Below are 17,855 nucleotides of genomic sequence, written 5' to 3'. Positions count from 1 at the left end.
GAACGTCCTCGTGCCGAGCCCACGGTCGGAGGACGCGTCGCCGATGTGCTCGAGCTCGCGCGCCGCGGCCAGCATGAGGCGGGCGAGAGGCACGGCCCGTCGCCCGGCCTCGGTGAGCACGACCCGCGATCCCCGGCGGTGGACCAGGCGCGTGCCGCAGCCCTTCTCGAGCGCCTGCACCTGCGCGCTCACGGCCGGTGTGGAGAACCTCAGGACCCGGGCGGCGTCGGTGAAGGAGCCGATCTGGTCGACCGCCACGAGGGCGCGCAGCATCCGCAGGTCGAGATGCACGGCGACTCCCCCTCCCCTGGCTCCGCGGCGGCCGTCCCGGCCTCGTCCGTGCGCGCCGGTACGGAGCACATCGAGCCAAGAGCAGCGGACCCTCGCAGGACAACGAGATTCACGATCTCTAGGACTCCTCTTGAGAAGTCCCTCGCTTCCTGGTAATGGCCGCCGAGCGACCGCTGCCCGCGGCGTCGTGACGTGACCTCCTGCGGCCGTCGCCGGCCGGACGTCGGCCCTGCGACCCCGGCACGGCCGGCCCGGACCGCGCCGACGCCTCCAGCCGCTGGAGCTCCTGCGCGGCGACCAGGATGAGCCGAGCAATCGGCACGGCTCGCCGTCCCGCGGACGTGAGCCGCGTCCCCGAGCCCGTGCGCTCGACCAGACGCGTCCCGCACACCTTCTCCAGGGCGTGCAGATGGGCACTGACGGCAGCCGGTGAGAACGCCAGCGCCTGCGCCGCACCCCCGATGGAACCCTGCGCCTCGACCATCACCAGCGCCCGCAGCATGCGCATCTCGACGTGCATCCGACCTCCGCCCTCCGTGGACTATCGACACTACGTTCGATCTCGGACGACCGGCCCGCGCCCGGCTGCACGCTCCTCTACGCTGCCTCCCATGACCTCCTCCTCCGTCGTCCCCGACCACCTGCTCGTCGCGATCGACCACGTCGGCATCGCCGTCCCCGACCTCGACGAGGCGCTCGCCTTCTACTCCTCGGTCTTCGGCCTGAAGTCGATCCACGAGGAGGTGAACGAGGAGCAGGGCGTGCGCGAGGCGATGCTGGCGGTCGGCGACTCGGGCTCGTGCATCCAGCTGCTCGCGCCATTGGACGACAGCTCGACCATCGCGAAGTTCCTCGAGCGCAACGGCCAGGGCGTCCAGCAGCTCGCCTACCGGGTGACCGACATCGACGCGGTGTCGGCGATCCTGCGCGACCGGGGCGTCCGCCTCCTGTACGACCAGCCCAAGCGCGGCACCTCCGACAGCCGGGTCAACTTCGTGCACCCGAAGGACGCCGGCGGCGTGCTCGTCGAGCTGGTCCAGCCCGCGGCCACCGGCCACTGACGTCGTCGCGGCGCTCCGTGCCGCCCTCGCGCCGGGCCCCCGCCCGGCGTGACCTGATCCACATGCGCGAGACGGGACGCAGAAGGCTACGTCTCGGTAACATCGCCGAAACCCGTGCCGGACCGAGCGCCGGAACACCCACCACTGGAGGCCCCGTGCAGCACATCCTCGATGCGATCCTCGCCGGAGACACGGCGGGCGAGGACTTCGCCAACCTGGAGATCCCCGACCACTACACCGCCGCCACCGTCCACAAGGACGAGGTGGACATGTTCGAGGGCGTCGCCAGCCGCGACAAGGACCCGCGCAAGTCGATCCACGTCGAGGACGTGGCCCTGCCCGAGCTGGGCCCGGGCGAGGCGCTCGTCGCCGTCATGGCCAGCGCCATCAACTACAACACCGTCTGGACGTCGATCTTCGAGCCCGTCTCGACCTTCGGCTTCCTCGAGCGCTACGGCAAGCTGTCGCCGCTCACCAAGCGCCACGACCTGCCCTACCACGTGGTCGGCTCCGACCTCGCCGGCGTCGTGCTGCGCACGGGTCCCGGCGTCACGCAGTGGAAGCCGGGCGCCGAGGTCGTGGCGCACTGTCTGTCGGTCGAGCTCGAGGACCCGGCGGGCCACGACGACACGATGATGGACCCGCAGCAGCGCATCTGGGGCTTCGAGACGAACTTCGGCGGCCTCGCCCACATCGCGCTCGTGAAGTCCAACCAGCTCCTGCCGAAGCCGGACCACCTCACGTGGGAGGAGGCCGCGTCCCCCGGCCTCGTCAACGCGACGGCCTACCGCCAGCTCGTGTCCAAGAACGGCGGCAACATGAAGCAGGGCGACAACGTCCTGATCTGGGGCGCGTCCGGAGGGCTCGGCGGCTTCGCCACGCAGTACGCGCTCAACGGTGGCGCCAACCCGATCTGCGTCGTCTCCAACGAGGAGAAGGCCAAGATCGTGCGCAGCATGGGCGCCGAGCACGTCATCAACCGTTCCGAGGAGAACTGGAAGTTCTGGAACGAGGACGGCACCCGGCAGAACCCCAAGGAGTGGCAGCGCCTGGGCAAGAAGATCCGTGAGCTGACCGGCGGCGAGGACATCGACATCGTCTTCGAGCACCCCGGTCGCGAGACCTTCGGCGCGTCGGTCTACGTCACCCGCAAGGGCGGCACGATCACGACCTGCGCGTCGACCACGGGCTTCATGCACGAGTACGACAACCGCTACCTCTGGATGAACCTCAAGCGGATCGTCTCCAGCCACTTCGCGAACTACCGCGAGGCCTTCGAGGCCAACCGACTCATCGCGCAGGGCAAGATCCACCCGACCGTGTCGAAGACGTACAAGCTCGAGGACGTGGGCCAGGCGTCCCTCGACGTGCACCACAACCTCCACCAGGGCAAGGTCGGCGTGCTCGCGCTGGCACCCGAGGAGGGCCTGGGCGTGCGCAACGAGGAGTTCCGCGCGCGGCACCTCGACGCGATCAACCGCTTCCGCGGTATCTGACCCGCGCACGCACGTACCCCGTCGAGGGCCCGGACGCACCGCGTCCGGGCCCTCGTCGCGTGGGGCGTCGACGTCACAGCACGGACGTCCGGCACGCGCCCGCGTCGTCACTGCGTCGTCGCCCCGCCTGGGTATGGTGGACGACGTCGCACACCGCGGCCGGCGCAGCAGCGCACGCCGCGCCCACCGGCGTCCCAGCACGACCTCCAGCACACCCCCCCCCGAACCGACAGGGAGCACAGCGGCATGGCCGAAGAGCAGTCCGGTTTGTCCATCTTCGACGCGGCGCGCAAGTCCGCCGAGGCTGCGTTCCCCCTCGCCCGTCGCGGCGGCTACGACAGCGACGCGGTCGACGCCTGGGTCCGCACCCAGACCGCCGAGCTGCAGAAGGCCGCAGCCGCGGTCCAGGCGCTGCAGGAGGAGAACGACGAGCTGCACGACATCGTCGAGCAGCTGCGCGAGCGGGTCGAGTCGATCGAGCGGCCCTCCTACGCAGGCCTGGGCGGTCACGCCGCCCAGCTGCTGCAGCTCGCCGAGCAGGAGGCCGAGGAGATCCGCAGCCGCGCCCGCCGCGAGGCCGAGGAGACGCTGAAGATCGCCGAGGAGGAGGCCACCCTCGTCCGGACGGTCGCCGCGAAGGAGGCCGAGGAGACCCGCGGCCGGGCCGTCGTGGAGATCGAGGAGAAGCGTCGCGAGGTCCTCACCGAGGCCGAGGCCGGACGCGCCGAGGCTGCGGCGCACGCCGACGACGTGCGCGCCCAGGCCGACCGTGAGGCCGCACAGATCCGTCTCGCCGCCGAGCAGGACGCCCAGAACATGCGTCTCGGCGCGACGCGCGAGGTCGAGCAGGCCCGCGCCGCAGCCGACCGCGAGGTCACCGAGGCTCGCCGCGTCCTGGCCGTGGAGAAGGAGCGGCTCGCGCGCGAGGCCTCCGAGAACCACGCCGCCGCCACCGAGCAGACCGCGAAGCTCGTCACCGACGCCGAGACCCGTGCCGCTGCGGCCGACGAGCGGGCACGCGGGCTCATGGCCAAGGCGAACGCGGCGAAGGAGTCGGCTGCTGCCGAGGCGGCCGGCATCATCGAGAACGCCCGCAAGGAGGCCGCGTCGCTGGTCGCCAACGCGCGCGCGGACGCCGAGCACCAGCGAGCGGCCGCCACGACCGACGTCGAGCGCGAGACGCGCGCCCTGCGCGCCGAGGTGGACGAGCTGCAGCGTCGCCGCGAGGGCATCCTCGCCCAGATGGGTCAGCTGCGCGACATCGTCGCCTCGTTCGCCGGCGACGCCGTCGCCGCCGCGCCGGCACCTGCTGCGGCGTCGGACGCCGCTGCGGACGACGCGACGGCGGACGAGACCGGCGAGGAGCCCCGCACCCCGGCAGCCGGCTGAGCTGCCGGCGAGCCCCGCCGCATCGTCCTCCCCTGGGACCCTGAGGCCCTAGGGCTGGCGCGTCCAGCACGCGGTGTGCCAGTGCCGACGCTCGTCGACGGCGTCCGCGCTGAGCAGCGCCTTCTGCACGGGCCACACCACCACGTGGGGCGTCGCGGGCGGGATAGGTCGGTGGCAGGCGGGACACGTGTAGGTGCTGCGCGCGCTCGAACCAGTCACACGACGGACGTGCCAGTCACCGTCGCGCTTGCTCTCCACCGGCGGTGGCGCCGAGGCTGACGCAGGCCCGCGGGGACGGCGGGGCGGACGTCGACGGGACACCCGCGCGAGACTACCGGGCGGCGTCGGGCACGCAGTACGAGCGCAACCAGCCCCGCCGGTGCGCTGCGACGTCGAGCGCGTCGTCGAACGGCAGCACGGCCGCCTCTCCGCTCAACCACTCCACGACCACGGTGTCCGTGAGTCGGGGTCGCACGGTGCACCGCAGGCCCTGCCCCACGAGCTGGTCGACCATGGCCGCAGCCGCCGACGACGGTCGGTCGGCGTCGCAGGGACCGTGGTCGCAGAGCACGACCTGCTGGTGGTCGGGCTCCGAGGGCGGGCCCACCACCTCCTCCGCGACGACCACGGCGGGCACGAAGGAGACGACGAACGACAGCACCGAGCTGCGCACGAGGTGGCTGCCGCGCCTCGCCAGGTCGATCGTCGTCACGGGTGCTCCCGTCGTTCGTCCGCGTCGATCCGATGACCGTCGCGAGAGCATCAACGACTGGTGTCGAGCGGAGTTACCCGACGGTCCGTTCAGTGGACCTGCCCGAACGCGGTCAGGGGCGCCCGGGAGACCCGGACGCCCCTGCTCACGCGATGGTGCTCAGTAGGTGTGGAAGCCCTCGCCGGTCTTGCGACCGAGCTTGCCCTCGGCGACGAGACGCTCGAGGGTGGGCGCGGGCGTCCACCCGTCGTGGCCGAAGGTGCTCACCAGCGTCTGCTCGATGGCCAGCGAGACGTCGTTGCCGACGACGTCGAGGAGCTCGAACGGACCCATCGGCAGCTTGGTCTCCTTGAGCGCCGTGTCGATCTCCTCGAGGCTGCCGCCGCCGGCCTCGTGCAGCTTCACGGCGTCGTTCAGGTACGGGAACAGCAGGGCGTTGACGATGAAGCCCGCGCGGTCGCCGCAGGACACCGGGTGCTTGGCGACGTCGAGGCACAGGGCCTTCACCGTCTCGGCGACCTCGGGCGACGTGCTGTCGGCCGAGACGACCTCGACCAGCTTCATGACGGGCGCCGGGTTGAAGAAGTGCATGCCGACGACGTCCTGCGGGCGCGACGTGGCCTCGGCGCACGTCCCGATCGACAGCGACGACGTCGTCGTGGCGAGGATGGCACCTGGCTTCGTGATCCGGTCGAGGTCGCGGAAGAGCTCGAGCTTGACGTCGATGTCCTCGGCGATCGCCTCGACGACGATGTCGACGTCGTCGAGCGCGTGGCGGTCGGTCGCGGCGGTGAGGCGACCGATCACGTCGGACTTCTCGTCCTCGGTGAGACGACCCTTGGCGATGGCGCGGTCGAGGTTCTTCTCGATGCGGGCCTGGACCGCCGCGACCTTGTCGTCGGTGCGGCCGACGAAGACGACCTCGTGACCGGCCTTGGCGAAGACCTCGACGATGCCGGAGGCCATGGTGCCGGTGCCGACGACGCCGACCTTGCCGACGGGGTGGTGCTTCTGCGGGGCCGGGGTGGCTCCGCCGTCCGCGGCGGCGGACTCGAAGGTCGAACCGGCCTCGGCGAGCTTGACGAGGACCGGCGCGGGATCGTGCAGCGGGTCGCCGGTGGAGGCATGCTGCTCGCGCAGACCCTCCACGACGGTCGCGGCACCGAGCGCGTCGACGAGCGCCAGGGGTCCGACCGGGTAGCCGCACCCGAACCGCATCGAGGCGTCGATGTCGTCCTTCGTCGCGTAGCCGCTCTCGTACATCGAGGCGGCGTGGTTGAGGTACGGGTACACCAGTGTCCGGGCGATCTGCGCGCCACGGTCGTCGGCCGTCAGACGGTCCACGATCTCCTGCATGCCTACTCCTAGGTAACTACGGGGTCGTGACACACTAGCGTCCGATCAGGATCTACGGGAGGACTGTCCTATGAATCGACGTATGAGCCGCGCCACGGGGGTCGCCGCCCTCGTCCTCGTGACCGTCGCGGCCTGCGGGACGGACGACGGCCCGGGCACGCCGGAGGGCTCCTCGCCCTCCCCCAGCGCATCCTCATCCGCACCCTCGGCGTCGCCTTCGTCGGCCGCGCCGACCGAGAACCCGGCCACCGCGGCCGACCTGGCGGGCACCTGGCGCGACGACGCGAAGGACTGGACCGTCACCTTCTCCGCGGACGGCACGTTCACCGAGGACTTCCAGGGCGTGCCGAAGTTCCGCACGGGCGACTACGAGGTCTCCGACGGCGTCGTGCAGCTGATGGGCGCCGACGGCAACACCGATCGCGGCACCGTGAAGGACGGGACTCTCGTGTTCCGTCTCGGCACGCTGGTCCGGCAGCAGTAGTGCGTCTCCTCGTCGCGCGCTGCCAGGTCGACTACGCCGGGCGGCTCACGGCCCACCTGCCCATGGCCACCCGGGTGATCATGGTGAAGGCGGACGGCTCGGTGCTCGTGCACTCCGACGGCGGGTCGTACAAGCCGCTGAACTGGATGAGCCCGCCGTGCACCCTCAAGGAGGGCACGGCCGAGGACGGCCGGGTCGAGTGGACCGTGCAGGCAGGCAAGACCGACGACACGCTGCGCATCCTCGTCGATGAGGTGCTGCACGACTCCCAGCACGACCTCGGCGTGGATCCGGGGCTGCGCAAGGACGGTGTCGAGAAGCACCTGCAGGAGCTGCTCGCCGAGCACACCACCACGCTCGGCGTCGGCATGACGCTCGTGCGCCGTGAGTACATGACGGCGATCGGTCCGGTCGACCTGCTGTGCCGCGACGACGCGGGCGCCTCGGTCGCCGTGGAGATCAAGCGGCGCGGCGAGATCGACGGCGTCGAGCAGCTGACGCGCTACCTGGAGCTCATGAACCGCGACCCGCAGCTGCGGCCCGTCCGGGGCATCTTCGCCGCGCAGGAGATCAAGCCGCAGGCCCGCACCCTCGCCGAGGACCGCGGCATCCAGTGCGTCGTCGTCGACTACGACGCACTGCGCGGCATCGACGATCCCTCGCTGCGCCTCTTCTAGGCTCCATGCCATGCAACCCCTTGCCACGGTCGACGTCACTCGCCCATGGCACTGGGGCATCGCGATCGTGTCCGACCCCGACCTCGGAGGAGATATACCGGACGTCGATCCCAGCGGTGGGGTGTCGGCGAACGAGAAGGGGATCATCGTGCCCGTTCGCCACGCGCAGGACATCGAGTCGTTCGAAGGGGACTTCGAGTGGGCCGAAGCGACCGTCACCGTTCGGCTGTGGTCCGACCCGCCTGACGTCGACGACGGATGCACGATCGTCTTCGAGGGCTGGCTCGCCACCCCGACGGGGCGACTGTGGATCGGGGATGCGGACGAGAACACGGTCGCGGAGGGGTTCCCCACGTCGACCGGCATCCGAGTCGCGCTGAAGTCCGACGACCTCGACTCACCCGAGCAGGTGTGGGTCGACGCATGGAAGGCATGATGCTCGACGCGACGGTCGACGACTGCATCTGAGGCGTCGAGAAGCTGACGCTACCCGGACCACGCGGACCGCGACCCAGAGCGGCTCTGTGCACGACGTCTTCGCCGCCCAGGAGGTCAACCGGCAGTCCCGCCCGGCTCGCAGAGACAGCGGTATCCAGTGCGTCGTGGTCGACTACGACGCACCGCGTGGCATGACGAACCCTAGGTGCGCCTCTTCTCGGACGAGACGCCAAGCACGCGGCCCGCGAGAAGGTCGAGCGCCCTCGCCGCCGGGTAGTCAGCGAACGTCGCGTAGGCGTACGTGTGGTACTTCCACCAGTAGCTTCGAGCGCGGTCACGCGTGCGCGCCACGAACGGAGCGTTCTCCTCCATGAACGCCACCAGCCTCTCGATCGTCGACGCTGCAGTACTTCCCGACCTGAGCGTCGACTCGATCTCGGTGACGATCTCGACGACGTACTCGCCGAGGAGCTGGACGATGAAGGGCGAGGCGCACGGCTCGTCGAAGGTGAGCAGCGACGGGAGCCACGCCTGACGCTCGCGGCCGTCGTGGTGGCGTGAGTGTATGCATGCTGCGACACCGAGCTGCGTGGACGTGAGCCGGGCGCGGTCTGGAGCGTCCATGCCCCCGTGATACTGCCGAGCAGGGATCTCCACGACCTCTCCGTCCACCACGATCCCACGAGGACGCCGTGGCGAATCGATCGTGTGAGCCGAGGTTCCGTGCGAGGCGGCCGAGAGCGCAGCGACGACGACCGCGACATCGTCGGCCAGACGGGCAGGGAAGGCGCGCGCCCAGACAGCACTCTCGTCTCCTGTTGGCACGACCATCCCTGGAGGGTATTGCCTCAGTGGACGAGGCGACCGACGGCCGCCCCGCTCCTCGACGCGCGTTCTGGCGGGAGCGGTCCTACGGTGAGGCATGCGCCGGTTCCTGGTGATCCTCCTCACGACCGTCCTCGTCACGCCCACCGCGGCGGCGCGGGCCAGCACGGCGGCCGAGCCGTCCCCCGACCCGACAGTCACGACGACCAGCGAGCCGTCCCCCGACCCGACACCGGAGCCGACCACCGAGCCCGACCCCGTCGAGCCGGAGCCGACCGATCCACCACCCACGACGCCGAGCCCCACCGTCACGCTCGACGTGACCACGGTGCGGGTCTGGGCCCGCACCACCGCGGCGCTGGCCGGTCGGGTCGACGGTGCGAGCCCGACCAGCGCCCTCCGCGTCGCTCGACGCTCGGGCGACCGGTGGACCGCACTCGCAGGGACCAGCGTGGTCACCGGGAGCGACGGCAGGTTCACCGCGAGGGTGCCTGCTGCGGCGGGACGCACCACGGTGCGCGTGGAGCTCGTCGACGCCGGTGCGGTCGTGGCTGCGTCCGCGCCGGCCGACGTCGTCGGAGCCGCGGCACCCAGCACCGCGCGGATCGCGATGCCGAAGGCGGTCACCGACTACAGGAAGGCGAAGGTGGCCGCCTCGTGGCGCACCGTCGACGGGCGTGCCGTGAGCGCTCGCCTGGCCGTGGAGTTCCGCCGCTCCGGCACCCGCACGTGGGTCCGGTCCGGCACCGTGACCCTGCGCAACGGCAAAGGATCGACCTTCGTCAAGCCCCGCTACGACGGTCGCTGGCGGGTGCGCTCCTTCGGCACCAGCACCGTGCTGCCCACCCGCTCCAGCTCGGTCTACGTCGACAACCGGCCTCCCGGATCCGTCATCCGGCTGCCGAAGGGCACGCCCGGACCTCGCATCCGCCTGGCCGCCCAGCCGCGTGCACCACGCGTGAGTGCTGACGCCACGGTCTCGCGCATCCCGACGGCGATGTGGCGCTCGATGCGGGGGCGCAGCTGGCACGCGGGCTGCCCCGTGGGCCGCGACCAGCTGCGCGTCGTCCGCGTCAGCTACTGGGCCTTCGACGGCTACGTCCGCCGCGGCGAGATCGTCGTCCACGCCCAGCACGCCCGTGCCACCGCTGCCGTGTTCACCGATCTGTTCCGCATGCGGGCACCCATCCGGTCGATGTACCGCGTCGACCGGTTCGGGTGGAGCAGTGCCCTGCGCGGCGCCGACGACTACGCCTCCATGCGCGCCGACAACACCTCCGGCTTCAACTGCCGGCAGGTGGTCGGTCGACCCGGCACCCGCAGCCCCCACGCGTACGGGAACTCGATCGACATCAACCCGTGGGAGAACCCGTTCGCGTCGGGCTACGGGTGGACGCCCAACAGCACGTGGCAGCGGCGCACCACGCCCGCCGCCATCACCTACCGCGGCGCGAACGACCCGGTCGTCGCCGTGCTGCGCCGCCACGGCTTCCGCTGGCTCGGGTTCGCCGACCTGCACCACTTCCAGCGCTGATCCAGGCGCCGGGGTCCTCACGTGAGGAACCCGGCGCCGTGGGGGCCGCGGTGCTAGGTTTCGCTCGTGTCGAAGCTCCCGAAGAAGAAGTGCTGCGTCAGCAAGACGCGGTGCAAGCGCTGCCCCCTGCGCATGCTGAAGGAAGGCACCCTCCCCGACGGGTACGGCGTCAAGCGTCGCCGCCTCGTGCGCATCGACGACGACGGAACCGTCCTGCCGCTGGAGAAGAAGGACAAGAAGTCCTCCAAGAAGGCAGCGAAGAAGAAGGCCAAGAAGAAGGCGAAGAAGAAAGCCCTGAAGAAGGCCGAGAAGAAGGCCCAGAAGAAGGGCAAGAAGTCGTCCGGCTCCAGCCTGCGCGCCGCCTGACGTCCAGCTCCCGGGACTCGGCTGGTGGGGCCCGCTCCCCTGTCCTAGCGTCAGGGCCATGGACCTCTCGACCCGTGCCCAGACCCTGCTCGACCTGCACACCGCTCCGGAGCTGCTCACCGTCGTCAACGTGTGGGACGCCATCACCGCCCGCGTCGTGACCGAGGTCGAGGGCACCCGTGCCCTCGCCACCGCGAGCCACTCCATCGCGGCCTCCCACGGCTACGAGGACGGGGAGAACATCCCCGTCGACGAGATGATCGCCGCGATCGGGCTGATCGTCGCGAACACCCACCTCCCCGTCAGCGCCGACCTCGAGGCGGGCTACGGCGACCCTGGCGAGACCGCTCGGAAGGCGATCGGCGTCGGGGCGGTCGGCGCCAACCTCGAGGACCAGCAGAAGCCGCTCGCCGAGGCCGTCGCCGCGGTCGAGGCCGTCGTGCGGGCCGGCGAGGCCGAGGGCGTCCCGTTCGTGCTCAATGCCCGCACCGACGTCGTCGCGCAGGCCGGCGACCGTCCGCACGACGAGGTCATCGCCGACGCCGTCCAGCGCGGGAAGGCCTTCATCGAGGCGGGCGCCCCCGTCGTCTTCGTGCCTGGTCCGCTCTCCGAGGACGACATCAGCACCCTGGTCGACGCGTGGGGACCGCAGCGCCTCACCACCATCGGCTACCCGGGCTCGGTGCCGCTCGCCCGGCAGCAGGAGCTCGGCGTGGCCCGGGTCTCCTACGGACCGTTCACCCAGTCGGTCGCCCTCATGGCCCTGCAGGACCTCGCCCGCGACGTCGAGGCCGGCGGCAGGCTGCCCGAGGACTTCCGCGTCCTCAACTGACGACGGCACGAGGCCCCGCACCGCGCACGGTGCGGGGCCTCGTCACGTCCCGGTCTCAGACCTCGAGCCCGTGGGCCTTGCGGACCTCGTCGACGATGCGGCTCATGATGTCGGTCATGCCGAAGTCCTTCGGCGTGAAGACCGCGGCGATGCCGTCGGCCTCCAGACGGCGGCCGTCGGAGTCCGGGATGATCCCGCCCACGATGAGGGGCACGTCGTCCATGCCGGCGTCGAGGAGACGACGCTGGACGTCGGGCACGAGCTCCATGTGCGAGCCCGACAGGATCGACAGGCCGACCACGTGCACGTCCTCAGCGACTGCGGCCGACACGATCTGCTCGGGCGTGAGCCGGATGCCCTGGTAGACGACCTCGAAGCCGACGTCGCGGGCACGGACGGCGATCTGCTCCGCGCCGTTGGAGTGACCGTCGAGTCCCGGCTTGCCGACGAGGAAGCGCAGGCGGGTGCCCAGCTCCTCCCCCGTCCGCGCCACGCGCTCGCGCACGGCCGTGAGCTCGGCGCCGGCCTCGGCCACGCCGACCGCACCGGACACGCCCGTGGGCGCCCGGTACTCGCCGAAGACCTCGCGCAGCGCACCCGCCCACTCACCCACGGTCGCGCCGGCGCGTACGGCCGCCAGCGTGGCCTCCATGAGGTTGGTGTCGGTCTTGGCCTCGGACTGCAGCCGCTCGAGGGCCTGGTCGACCTCGGCCTGGTCGCGCTGGTCGCGCCACGCCTGGACGTCGGCGATCGCGTTCGCCTCGGCCTGCGGGTCGGCGACCATGATGGCCGCGTCGAGGTCGGACGTCAGCGGCGACGGCTCGGTCTCGGTGTAGCTGTTGACGCCGACGACCTTGAGCTCGCCGGCCTCGATCTGGGCCCTCCGGGCAGCGTGGGAGGCGACGAGCTCGGACTTCATGTAGCCCGACTCGACCGCCGCGACCGCACCGCCCATGGCCTGCACGCGGTCGATCTCGGCCTTCGCGCCCTCGATGATCTCCGCGACCTTGGCCTCGATCACGTGCGAGCCCTCGAAGATGTCGTCGTACTCCAGCAGGTCGGACTCGTAGGCGAGCACCTGCTGCAGTCGCAGCGACCACTGCTGGTCCCACGGACGCGGGAGTCCGAGCGCCTCGTTCCAGGCGGGCAGCTGCACCGCACGCGCGCGGGCGTTCTTGCTGAGCGTGACGCCGAGCATCTCCAGCACGATGCGCTGGACGTTGTTCTCGGGCTGCGCCTCGGTCAGGCCGAGGGAGTTGACCTGCACGCCGTAGCGGAAGCGCCGCATCTTCGGGTCGGTGACGCCGTAGCGGTCCCGGGTGATCTCGTCCCACAGCTGGCCGAAGGCCCGCATCTTGCAGGTCTCCTCGATGAAGCGCACCCCGGCGTTGACGAAGAAGGAGATCCGCCCGACCGTCTTCTCAAAGTCGGCGTCGTCGACCTGCCCGGAGTCCTTCACGGCGTCGAGGACGGCGATGGCCGTGCTGAGCGCGTAGGCGATCTCCTGCGTCGGCGTGGCGCCCGCCTCCTGCAGGTGGTAGCTGCAGATGTTGAGCGGGTTCCACTTGGGGATCGTGTTGACCGTGTAGGCGATCATGTCGGTCGTCAGCCGCAGCGAGGGCGCCGGGCCGAAGACGTACGTGCCGCGCGACAGGTACTCCTTGATGATGTCGTTCTGCGTGGTGCCCGCGAGCTGCGCGGGCTCGACGCCCTGCTCCTCGGCGGCCACCTGGTACATCGCCAGCAGCCACATGGCCGTGGCGTTGATCGTCATCGACGTGTTCATCTCGCCGAGCGGGATGTCCTGGAACAGCCGGCGCATGGTCCCGAGGTGCGGGATCGGCACGCCCACCTTGCCGACCTCGCCGCGCGAGAGCACGTGGTCGGGGTCGTACCCGGTCTGGGTCGGCAGGTCGAACGCGACGGAGAGCCCGGTCTGGCCCTTCGCGAGGTTCTTGCGGTACAGAGCGTTGGACTCCGCCGCGGAGCTGTGACCGGCGTACGTGCGCATCACCCAGGGGCGGTCGGGCGCAGACTTGTCAGGCATGACCGTCAGGTTACCGCGCCGTAACGTGACGTGGCAGACTCTGTGAGCCACGCGACCCACCTCACACGCCTCTGACGTCGCTCTCGCGTCCAGCCGGGCCCGGCGCCACGGCCTAGGGTGAGGCCATGGTCAACCTGACGCGCATCTACACCCGCACCGGAGACGACGGCACGACGAACCTCGTCGACTTCAGCCGTACGTCGAAGAACGACCTGCGACTGGTCGCCTACGCCGACGTCGACGAGGCCAACAGCCAGCTGGGCCTCGCGCTGTCGTTCGACGAGCTCGAGGACGACGTCGTGCGGATCGTGCGTCACGTCCAGAACGACCTGTTCGACGTCGGCGCCGACCTCGGCGCCCCGGTCGTGGAGAACCCGGAGCACCCGCCGCTGCGTGTCGAGCCGGACTACGTCGACCGGCTGGAGCACTGGTGCGACGACTACAACGAGCGCCTCGAGAAGCTGCGCTCCTTCATCCTCCCAGGCGGCACCCGCTCGGCGTCGGCGCTGCACGTGGCGCGCACCGTGACCCGACGGGCCGAACGGTCCGCGTGGGCCGCCATCGAGGTGCACGGTCCGACGATGAACCCGCTCACCGCGCGCTACCTCAACCGGCTGAGCGACCTGCTGTTCATCCTCGGCCGCTACGCCAACCGCGAGGTCGGCGACGTGTTGTGGGTGCCCGGCGGAGAGCGCTGAGCCGAACTGCCGCTGCACCCGCCCGGACGCACCGTCGCCCACGTCCCTGGGGAAGGGACGTGGGCGACGGTCAGGTCAGCGTGGTGCTGGGCTCACTCCCAGTCGATCGCGCGCTGGGTGGTCGCGCCGCCGGTGCTGTCGCCCTTGACGACCTTGGTGGCGGCCGGCTTGGTACCGGTGTCGGCCTGCGCGGGCATCGAGAGCGGGAGGACGGCGACCGCCGAGGCGAAGGTCGCGACGACGAGGCGCTTGAGGGTGCGGTTCATGGTGGCTACCTGTTCCATCGGGGGAACCCGGGACGTCCGGGCATGGCTCGTGTGAGTCATCGTCGCCTAGTCCTGGGGCGACGTCAACCTCCTGGGCGACGCGGCGGGCCGATCGTCCAGGCCTGTCCAGTCCCGCGCCGTCAGACGACCGTGCTGACGCTGCGACCGGGGGGCGACGCCTCGAGCCACGCGAGCAGACCGGTCAGCGCCGCAGGCGTCAGCGCCAGCTGACGCACGGCGGTCCCGTTGTCGGTCGCGACGACCACGTGGCCGTCGTGGATCGCGTGCACCTCTCCCCCGACCGGCTCGCGCCGGCCGTCGACCAGCATCGCGTCGCGCGTGAAGCGGTAGGCGGGGCGCATCCGCAGCGAGAACGTGCGGTACCACTCCAGCGTGCTGCCCCGGTACACGGCGAGGCCCAGGGTCCAGCCCTGGGCCGACGCCGCGTCGCGCTTGTTGATGCTCAGGTCGAACGCACCGAGCCGGCGCGCCAGGTACCGGCGCCGCAGCACCAGCACCGCCAGCAGGAGCACGCTGAGGGCGATCGCGGCCAGGACGAGGTCCACGGCCCACAACCACAGGGGCACCCGGCCCCTCCCTCCTCCGGCAGTCGTCCGGTGCTAGGCGAGCTCGATGCCCCGCAGCTTGGCCTCGGCGCGCAGCACCGCGTCCGTGTCGTCCGCCGAGCGCGCCTGCTCGAGCTCGGCCTGCACCTGCTCGCGGTCGAGCTCGGAGACCAGCGACGTGTCCTCGCTGAGGATGGAGACGCGGTCGTCGGCGACGGACAGGAAGCCGTCCTCGACGACAGCGACCACGGTCTCCGTGCCCGCCTTGATCTTCACCACGCCGGGCACGAGGACCGACAGCAGCGGGGCGTGCCCGACGAGGACGCCGAGGTCACCCTCGACGGTGCGCGCGACGACCTCGTCGGCCTGGCCCGACCACACGACGCGGTCGGCTGCGACCAGCTCGACCTGGAGCGACGTGTCGGCCATCAGGAGTTCTTCTGGATCTCGGCCCACTTCGCGTCGACGTCGTCCAGACCGCCGCACATGAAGAAGGCCTGCTCGGCCACGTGGTCGTACTCGCCGTCGCAGATCTTCGTGAAGGCGTCGATGGTCTCGTCGAGCGGGACCGTCGAGCCCTCGATGCCGGTGAACTGCTTGGCCACGTACGTGTTCTGGCTGAGGAAGCGCTGGATGCGACGAGCGCGCGAGACGATCGTCTTGTCCTCCTCGCTGAGCTCGTCGACACCGAGGATCGCGATGATGTCCTGGAGCTCCTTGTTGCGCTGCAGGATGCCCTTGACGCGGTTCGCCGTCTGGTAGTGGTCGTCGGCGATGTAGCGCGGGTCGAGGATGCGCGACGTCGACGTCAGCGGGTCCACGGCCGGGTAGATGCCGAGCGACGCGATCTCGCGGGAGAGCTCGGTCGTGGCGTCCAGGTGCGCGAACGTGGTGGCCGGCGCCGGGTCGGTGTAGTCGTCGGCGGGCACGTAGATCGCCTGCAGCGAGGTGATCGAGTGGCCACGCGTCGAGGTGATCCGCTCCTGGAGCACGCCCATCTCGTCGGCGAGGGTCGGCTGGTAGCCCACCGCGGACGGCATGCGGCCGAGCAGCGTCGAGACCTCCGAGCCGGCCTGCGTGAACCGGAAGATGTTGTCGATGAAGAGCAGCACGTCCTGCTTCTGCACGTCGCGGAAGTACTCCGCCATCGTCAGCGCGGACAACGCCACGCGCAGACGCGCTCCCGGCGGCTCGTCCATCTGGCCGAAGACCAGCGCCACCTTGTCGAGGACGCCCGCCTCCTCCATCTCGGCGATGAGGTCGTTGCCCTCACGGGTGCGCTCGCCGACACCGGCGAACACCGACACACCGTCGTGGTCCTTGGCGACACGGGCGATCATCTCCTGGATGAGCACCGTCTTGCCGACGCCGGCACCGCCGAACAGGCCGATCTTGCCGCCGAGCACGTAGGGCGTCAGCAGGTCGATGACCTTGATGCCGGTCTGGAACATCTGCGTCTTGGACTCGAGCTGGTCGAACGCGGGCGCCTTGCGGTGGATGCCCCAGCGCTCGTTGACGTCGAAGGTCTGACCCTCCTCGAGGTTCATGACCTGTCCGGTGGTGTTGAACACCTTGCCCAGCGTCTGGTCGCCGACGGGCACCGAGATCGGCGCACCGGTGTCGGTGACGACGCTGCCGCGGACGATGCCGTCGGTCGGACGCAGCGAGATGGCGCGGACGAGGCCGTCACCGATGTGCTGCGCGACCTCGAGGGTCAGCGTCTCCTCGCGACCCTCGATCTGGGTGTCGACCGTGAGCGCGTTGTAGATCTCCGGCATCGCGTCCGAGGGGAACTCGATGTCGAGCACCGGTCCGATGACCCGCGCGACGCGACCGGTGGTGGTGGTCTTCTCTTCGGCAGTGGCAGTCATAGCTCTCTCACTCCTGACCAGCCGTGGCGTCGGCGAGCGCGTTCGCGCCGCCCACGATCTCGCTGATCTCCTGGGTAATGCCGGCCTGGCGGGCCTGGTTGGCGATGCGGGTGTACTTCTCGATGAGGTCCTGCGCGTTGTCGGTCGCGGACTTCATGGCCTTCTGGCGGGCAGCGAGCTCAGAGGCCGCTGCCTGCAGCTGGCAGTAGTAGATGCGGCTGTTCACGTACTTCGGCAGCAGCGCGTCGAGCACCTCGTGCGCCGACGGCTCGAACTCGTACAGCGGGAGCAGCTCGGACTCGTCCGGCGTCTCCGTGCCCTCGACGACCTCGAGCGGGAGCAGGCGGATGACGTCCGGCTCCTGCGTGAGCATCGACTTGAAGCGCGTGAACACGATGTGCAGCTCGTCCACGGCGCGCGCGGGGTCGATCGCCTCCTCGGAGGTCTCGTCCTCGGCGAACAGCGAGGTCAGCGCGTCGCCGATCTCGCGGGCGTTGGCGAACTCGGGCTTGTCGGAGTAGCCCGTCCAGGACTGGACGAACTCGCGCTGACGGAACGTGAAGTACGTGACCGCCTTGCGTCCGGAGAGGTAGAAGTCGACCTCCTTGCCCTCGGAGCGCAGCTTCTCGGTGAGTCGCTCCGCCTCCTTGAGGACGCTGGAGGAGTACGACCCCGCGAGCCCGCGGTCGCTCGTGATCACGAGCACCGCGGCGCGCGTCGGGTTCTCCTTCTCGGTGGTGAGCGGGTGGTCGACGTTGGAGAACGTGGCCACCGCGGACACCGCCCGGGTCAGCTCACGCGCGTACGGGGCTGCCGCCGCCGCGTGCTGCTGCGCCTTGATGATGCGCGAGGCGGCGATGAGCTCCATGGCGCGCGTGATCTTCTTGGTCGCCTGGGTCGACCTGATCTTCGCGCGTAGCTCTCGTACCGACGCTGCCATAGTGGG

General features: G+C 70.5%; 22 protein-coding genes. 10 read left to right on the top strand and 12 right to left on the bottom strand.

Translation table 11 applies throughout. From position 1 onward, the window contains the following. The coding region (locus A6Q81_RS09885) for a LysR family transcriptional regulator (RefSeq protein WP_286690336.1) at positions 1 to 291 on the bottom strand (291 nt) is incomplete at its 3' end. Between the two features lie 118 nt (positions 292 to 409). Beyond that, positions 410 to 811, bottom strand: coding sequence for a LysR family transcriptional regulator (locus A6Q81_RS09880; RefSeq protein ID WP_286690335.1), 402 nt, complete (start codon positions 809 to 811; stop codon positions 410 to 412). Positions 812 to 902: 91 nt separating this feature from the next. Here A6Q81_RS09880 and mce point away from each other — a divergent pair, with 91 nt between their 5' ends. From mce to A6Q81_RS09865, 3 genes are all read left to right on the top strand, one after another. Next, positions 903 to 1,352, top strand: coding sequence for a methylmalonyl-CoA epimerase (gene mce, locus A6Q81_RS09875; protein ID WP_067856341.1), 450 nt, complete (start codon positions 903 to 905; stop codon positions 1,350 to 1,352). Between the two features lie 155 nt (positions 1,353 to 1,507). After that, a complete protein-coding gene (gene ccrA / locus A6Q81_RS09870; RefSeq protein WP_067856338.1) occupies positions 1,508 to 2,848 on the top strand; it encodes a crotonyl-CoA carboxylase/reductase in 1,341 nt (446 codons plus the stop codon). Positions 2,849 to 3,094: 246 nt separating this feature from the next. Further along, positions 3,095 to 4,237: a coiled-coil domain-containing protein gene (locus A6Q81_RS09865; RefSeq protein ID WP_144433705.1), complete on the top strand. Its 1,143-nt coding sequence runs from the start codon at positions 3,095 to 3,097 to the stop codon at positions 4,235 to 4,237. A gap of 48 nt (positions 4,238 to 4,285) precedes the next feature. Here the strand turns inward: A6Q81_RS09865 and A6Q81_RS17370 are convergent, their stop codons facing one another. The 3 genes from A6Q81_RS17370 to A6Q81_RS09855 all read right to left on the bottom strand — a co-directional run bounded on the left by A6Q81_RS17370 (position 4,286) and on the right by A6Q81_RS09855 (position 6,305). Next, positions 4,286 to 4,495 (bottom strand): Rv1322 family protein, encoded by a 210-nt coding sequence (locus A6Q81_RS17370; RefSeq protein ID WP_067856332.1) that lies wholly within the window; start codon positions 4,493 to 4,495, stop codon positions 4,286 to 4,288. Between the two features lie 73 nt (positions 4,496 to 4,568). Further along, a complete protein-coding gene (locus A6Q81_RS09860; protein ID WP_286690334.1) occupies positions 4,569 to 4,949 on the bottom strand; it encodes a hypothetical protein in 381 nt (126 codons plus the stop codon). 159 nt (positions 4,950 to 5,108) lie between these two features. Continuing rightward, positions 5,109 to 6,305, bottom strand: coding sequence for a 3-hydroxyacyl-CoA dehydrogenase NAD-binding domain-containing protein (locus A6Q81_RS09855; protein ID WP_067856326.1), 1,197 nt, complete (start codon positions 6,303 to 6,305; stop codon positions 5,109 to 5,111). Between the two features lie 82 nt (positions 6,306 to 6,387). On the opposite strand from A6Q81_RS09855, the gene A6Q81_RS09850 reads away from it, so the two are divergent. From A6Q81_RS09850 to A6Q81_RS09840, 3 genes are read left to right on the top strand one after another with little or no spacing between them, the layout of a single operon-like run. Continuing rightward, complete coding sequence (locus A6Q81_RS09850) at positions 6,388 to 6,789, top strand: lipocalin-like domain-containing protein (RefSeq protein ID WP_067856323.1); 402 nt, start codon at positions 6,388 to 6,390, stop codon at positions 6,787 to 6,789. Next, the gene (nucS, locus tag A6Q81_RS09845; protein WP_067856320.1) at positions 6,789 to 7,466 is read left to right on the top strand and encodes an endonuclease NucS; all 678 of its coding nucleotides are present in this window, start codon (positions 6,789 to 6,791) and stop codon (positions 7,464 to 7,466) included. The genes A6Q81_RS09850 and nucS overlap by 1 nt, the downstream gene beginning before the upstream one ends. Positions 7,467 to 7,476: 10 nt before the next feature. After that, the gene (locus A6Q81_RS09840) at positions 7,477 to 7,902 is read left to right on the top strand and encodes a hypothetical protein (protein WP_286690333.1); all 426 of its coding nucleotides are present in this window, start codon (positions 7,477 to 7,479) and stop codon (positions 7,900 to 7,902) included. Between the two features lie 203 nt (positions 7,903 to 8,105). On the opposite strand, the gene A6Q81_RS09835 is transcribed toward A6Q81_RS09840, so the two are convergent. Further along, on the bottom strand, positions 8,106 to 8,528 hold the full coding sequence (locus tag A6Q81_RS09835; RefSeq protein ID WP_144433703.1) for a hypothetical protein: 423 nt from the start codon (positions 8,526 to 8,528) through the stop codon (positions 8,106 to 8,108). A 298-nt stretch (positions 8,529 to 8,826) separates the two neighbouring features. On the opposite strand from A6Q81_RS09835, the gene A6Q81_RS09830 reads away from it, so the two are divergent. From A6Q81_RS09830 to A6Q81_RS09820, 3 genes are all read left to right on the top strand, one after another. Then, on the top strand, positions 8,827 to 10,263 hold the full coding sequence (locus tag A6Q81_RS09830) for a M15 family metallopeptidase (RefSeq protein ID WP_067856312.1): 1,437 nt from the start codon (positions 8,827 to 8,829) through the stop codon (positions 10,261 to 10,263). A 66-nt stretch (positions 10,264 to 10,329) separates the two neighbouring features. Next, positions 10,330 to 10,629, top strand: coding sequence for a hypothetical protein (locus A6Q81_RS09825; RefSeq protein WP_067856309.1), 300 nt, complete (start codon positions 10,330 to 10,332; stop codon positions 10,627 to 10,629). Positions 10,630 to 10,687: 58 nt separating this feature from the next. Next, positions 10,688 to 11,461 (top strand): isocitrate lyase/PEP mutase family protein, encoded by a 774-nt coding sequence (locus A6Q81_RS09820; protein ID WP_067856307.1) that lies wholly within the window; start codon positions 10,688 to 10,690, stop codon positions 11,459 to 11,461. Positions 11,462 to 11,516: 55 nt separating this feature from the next. Here the strand turns inward: A6Q81_RS09820 and A6Q81_RS09815 are convergent, their stop codons facing one another. Continuing rightward, complete coding sequence (locus A6Q81_RS09815; RefSeq protein WP_067856304.1) at positions 11,517 to 13,508, bottom strand: ethylmalonyl-CoA mutase; 1,992 nt, start codon at positions 13,506 to 13,508, stop codon at positions 11,517 to 11,519. A 125-nt stretch (positions 13,509 to 13,633) separates the two neighbouring features. Here A6Q81_RS09815 and A6Q81_RS09810 point away from each other — a divergent pair, with 125 nt between their 5' ends. Beyond that, positions 13,634 to 14,206, top strand: coding sequence for a cob(I)yrinic acid a,c-diamide adenosyltransferase (locus A6Q81_RS09810; RefSeq protein ID WP_067856301.1), 573 nt, complete (start codon positions 13,634 to 13,636; stop codon positions 14,204 to 14,206). Positions 14,207 to 14,298: 92 nt separating this feature from the next. On the opposite strand, the gene A6Q81_RS09805 is transcribed toward A6Q81_RS09810, so the two are convergent. From A6Q81_RS09805 to A6Q81_RS09785, 5 genes are all read right to left on the bottom strand, one after another. After that, the gene (locus A6Q81_RS09805) at positions 14,299 to 14,472 is read right to left on the bottom strand and encodes a hypothetical protein (protein ID WP_158509190.1); all 174 of its coding nucleotides are present in this window, start codon (positions 14,470 to 14,472) and stop codon (positions 14,299 to 14,301) included. Positions 14,473 to 14,612: 140 nt separating this feature from the next. After that, a complete protein-coding gene (locus tag A6Q81_RS09800) occupies positions 14,613 to 15,038 on the bottom strand; it encodes a DUF2550 domain-containing protein (protein ID WP_067856298.1) in 426 nt (141 codons plus the stop codon). A 54-nt stretch (positions 15,039 to 15,092) separates the two neighbouring features. Next, positions 15,093 to 15,467: a F0F1 ATP synthase subunit epsilon gene (locus A6Q81_RS09795; protein WP_067856295.1), complete on the bottom strand. Its 375-nt coding sequence runs from the start codon at positions 15,465 to 15,467 to the stop codon at positions 15,093 to 15,095. Further along, the gene (gene atpD, locus A6Q81_RS09790) at positions 15,467 to 16,909 is read right to left on the bottom strand and encodes a F0F1 ATP synthase subunit beta (protein ID WP_067856292.1); all 1,443 of its coding nucleotides are present in this window, start codon (positions 16,907 to 16,909) and stop codon (positions 15,467 to 15,469) included. The genes A6Q81_RS09795 and atpD overlap by 1 nt, the downstream gene beginning before the upstream one ends. A gap of 7 nt (positions 16,910 to 16,916) precedes the next feature. Continuing rightward, positions 16,917 to 17,849, bottom strand: coding sequence for a F0F1 ATP synthase subunit gamma (locus tag A6Q81_RS09785; protein WP_067856289.1), 933 nt, complete (start codon positions 17,847 to 17,849; stop codon positions 16,917 to 16,919). Between the last annotated feature and the right edge of the window lie 6 nt (positions 17,850 to 17,855).

It is taken from the genome of Aeromicrobium sp. REDSEA-S38_B2, from assembly GCF_001628525.1.
GTDB classification, from domain to species: Bacteria; Actinomycetota; Actinomycetes; order Propionibacteriales; family Nocardioidaceae; genus Aeromicrobium; species Aeromicrobium erythreum.
Note: the sequence above shows the minus strand (reverse complement) of the source record. Positions and strands in the feature narration are given on the sequence as shown.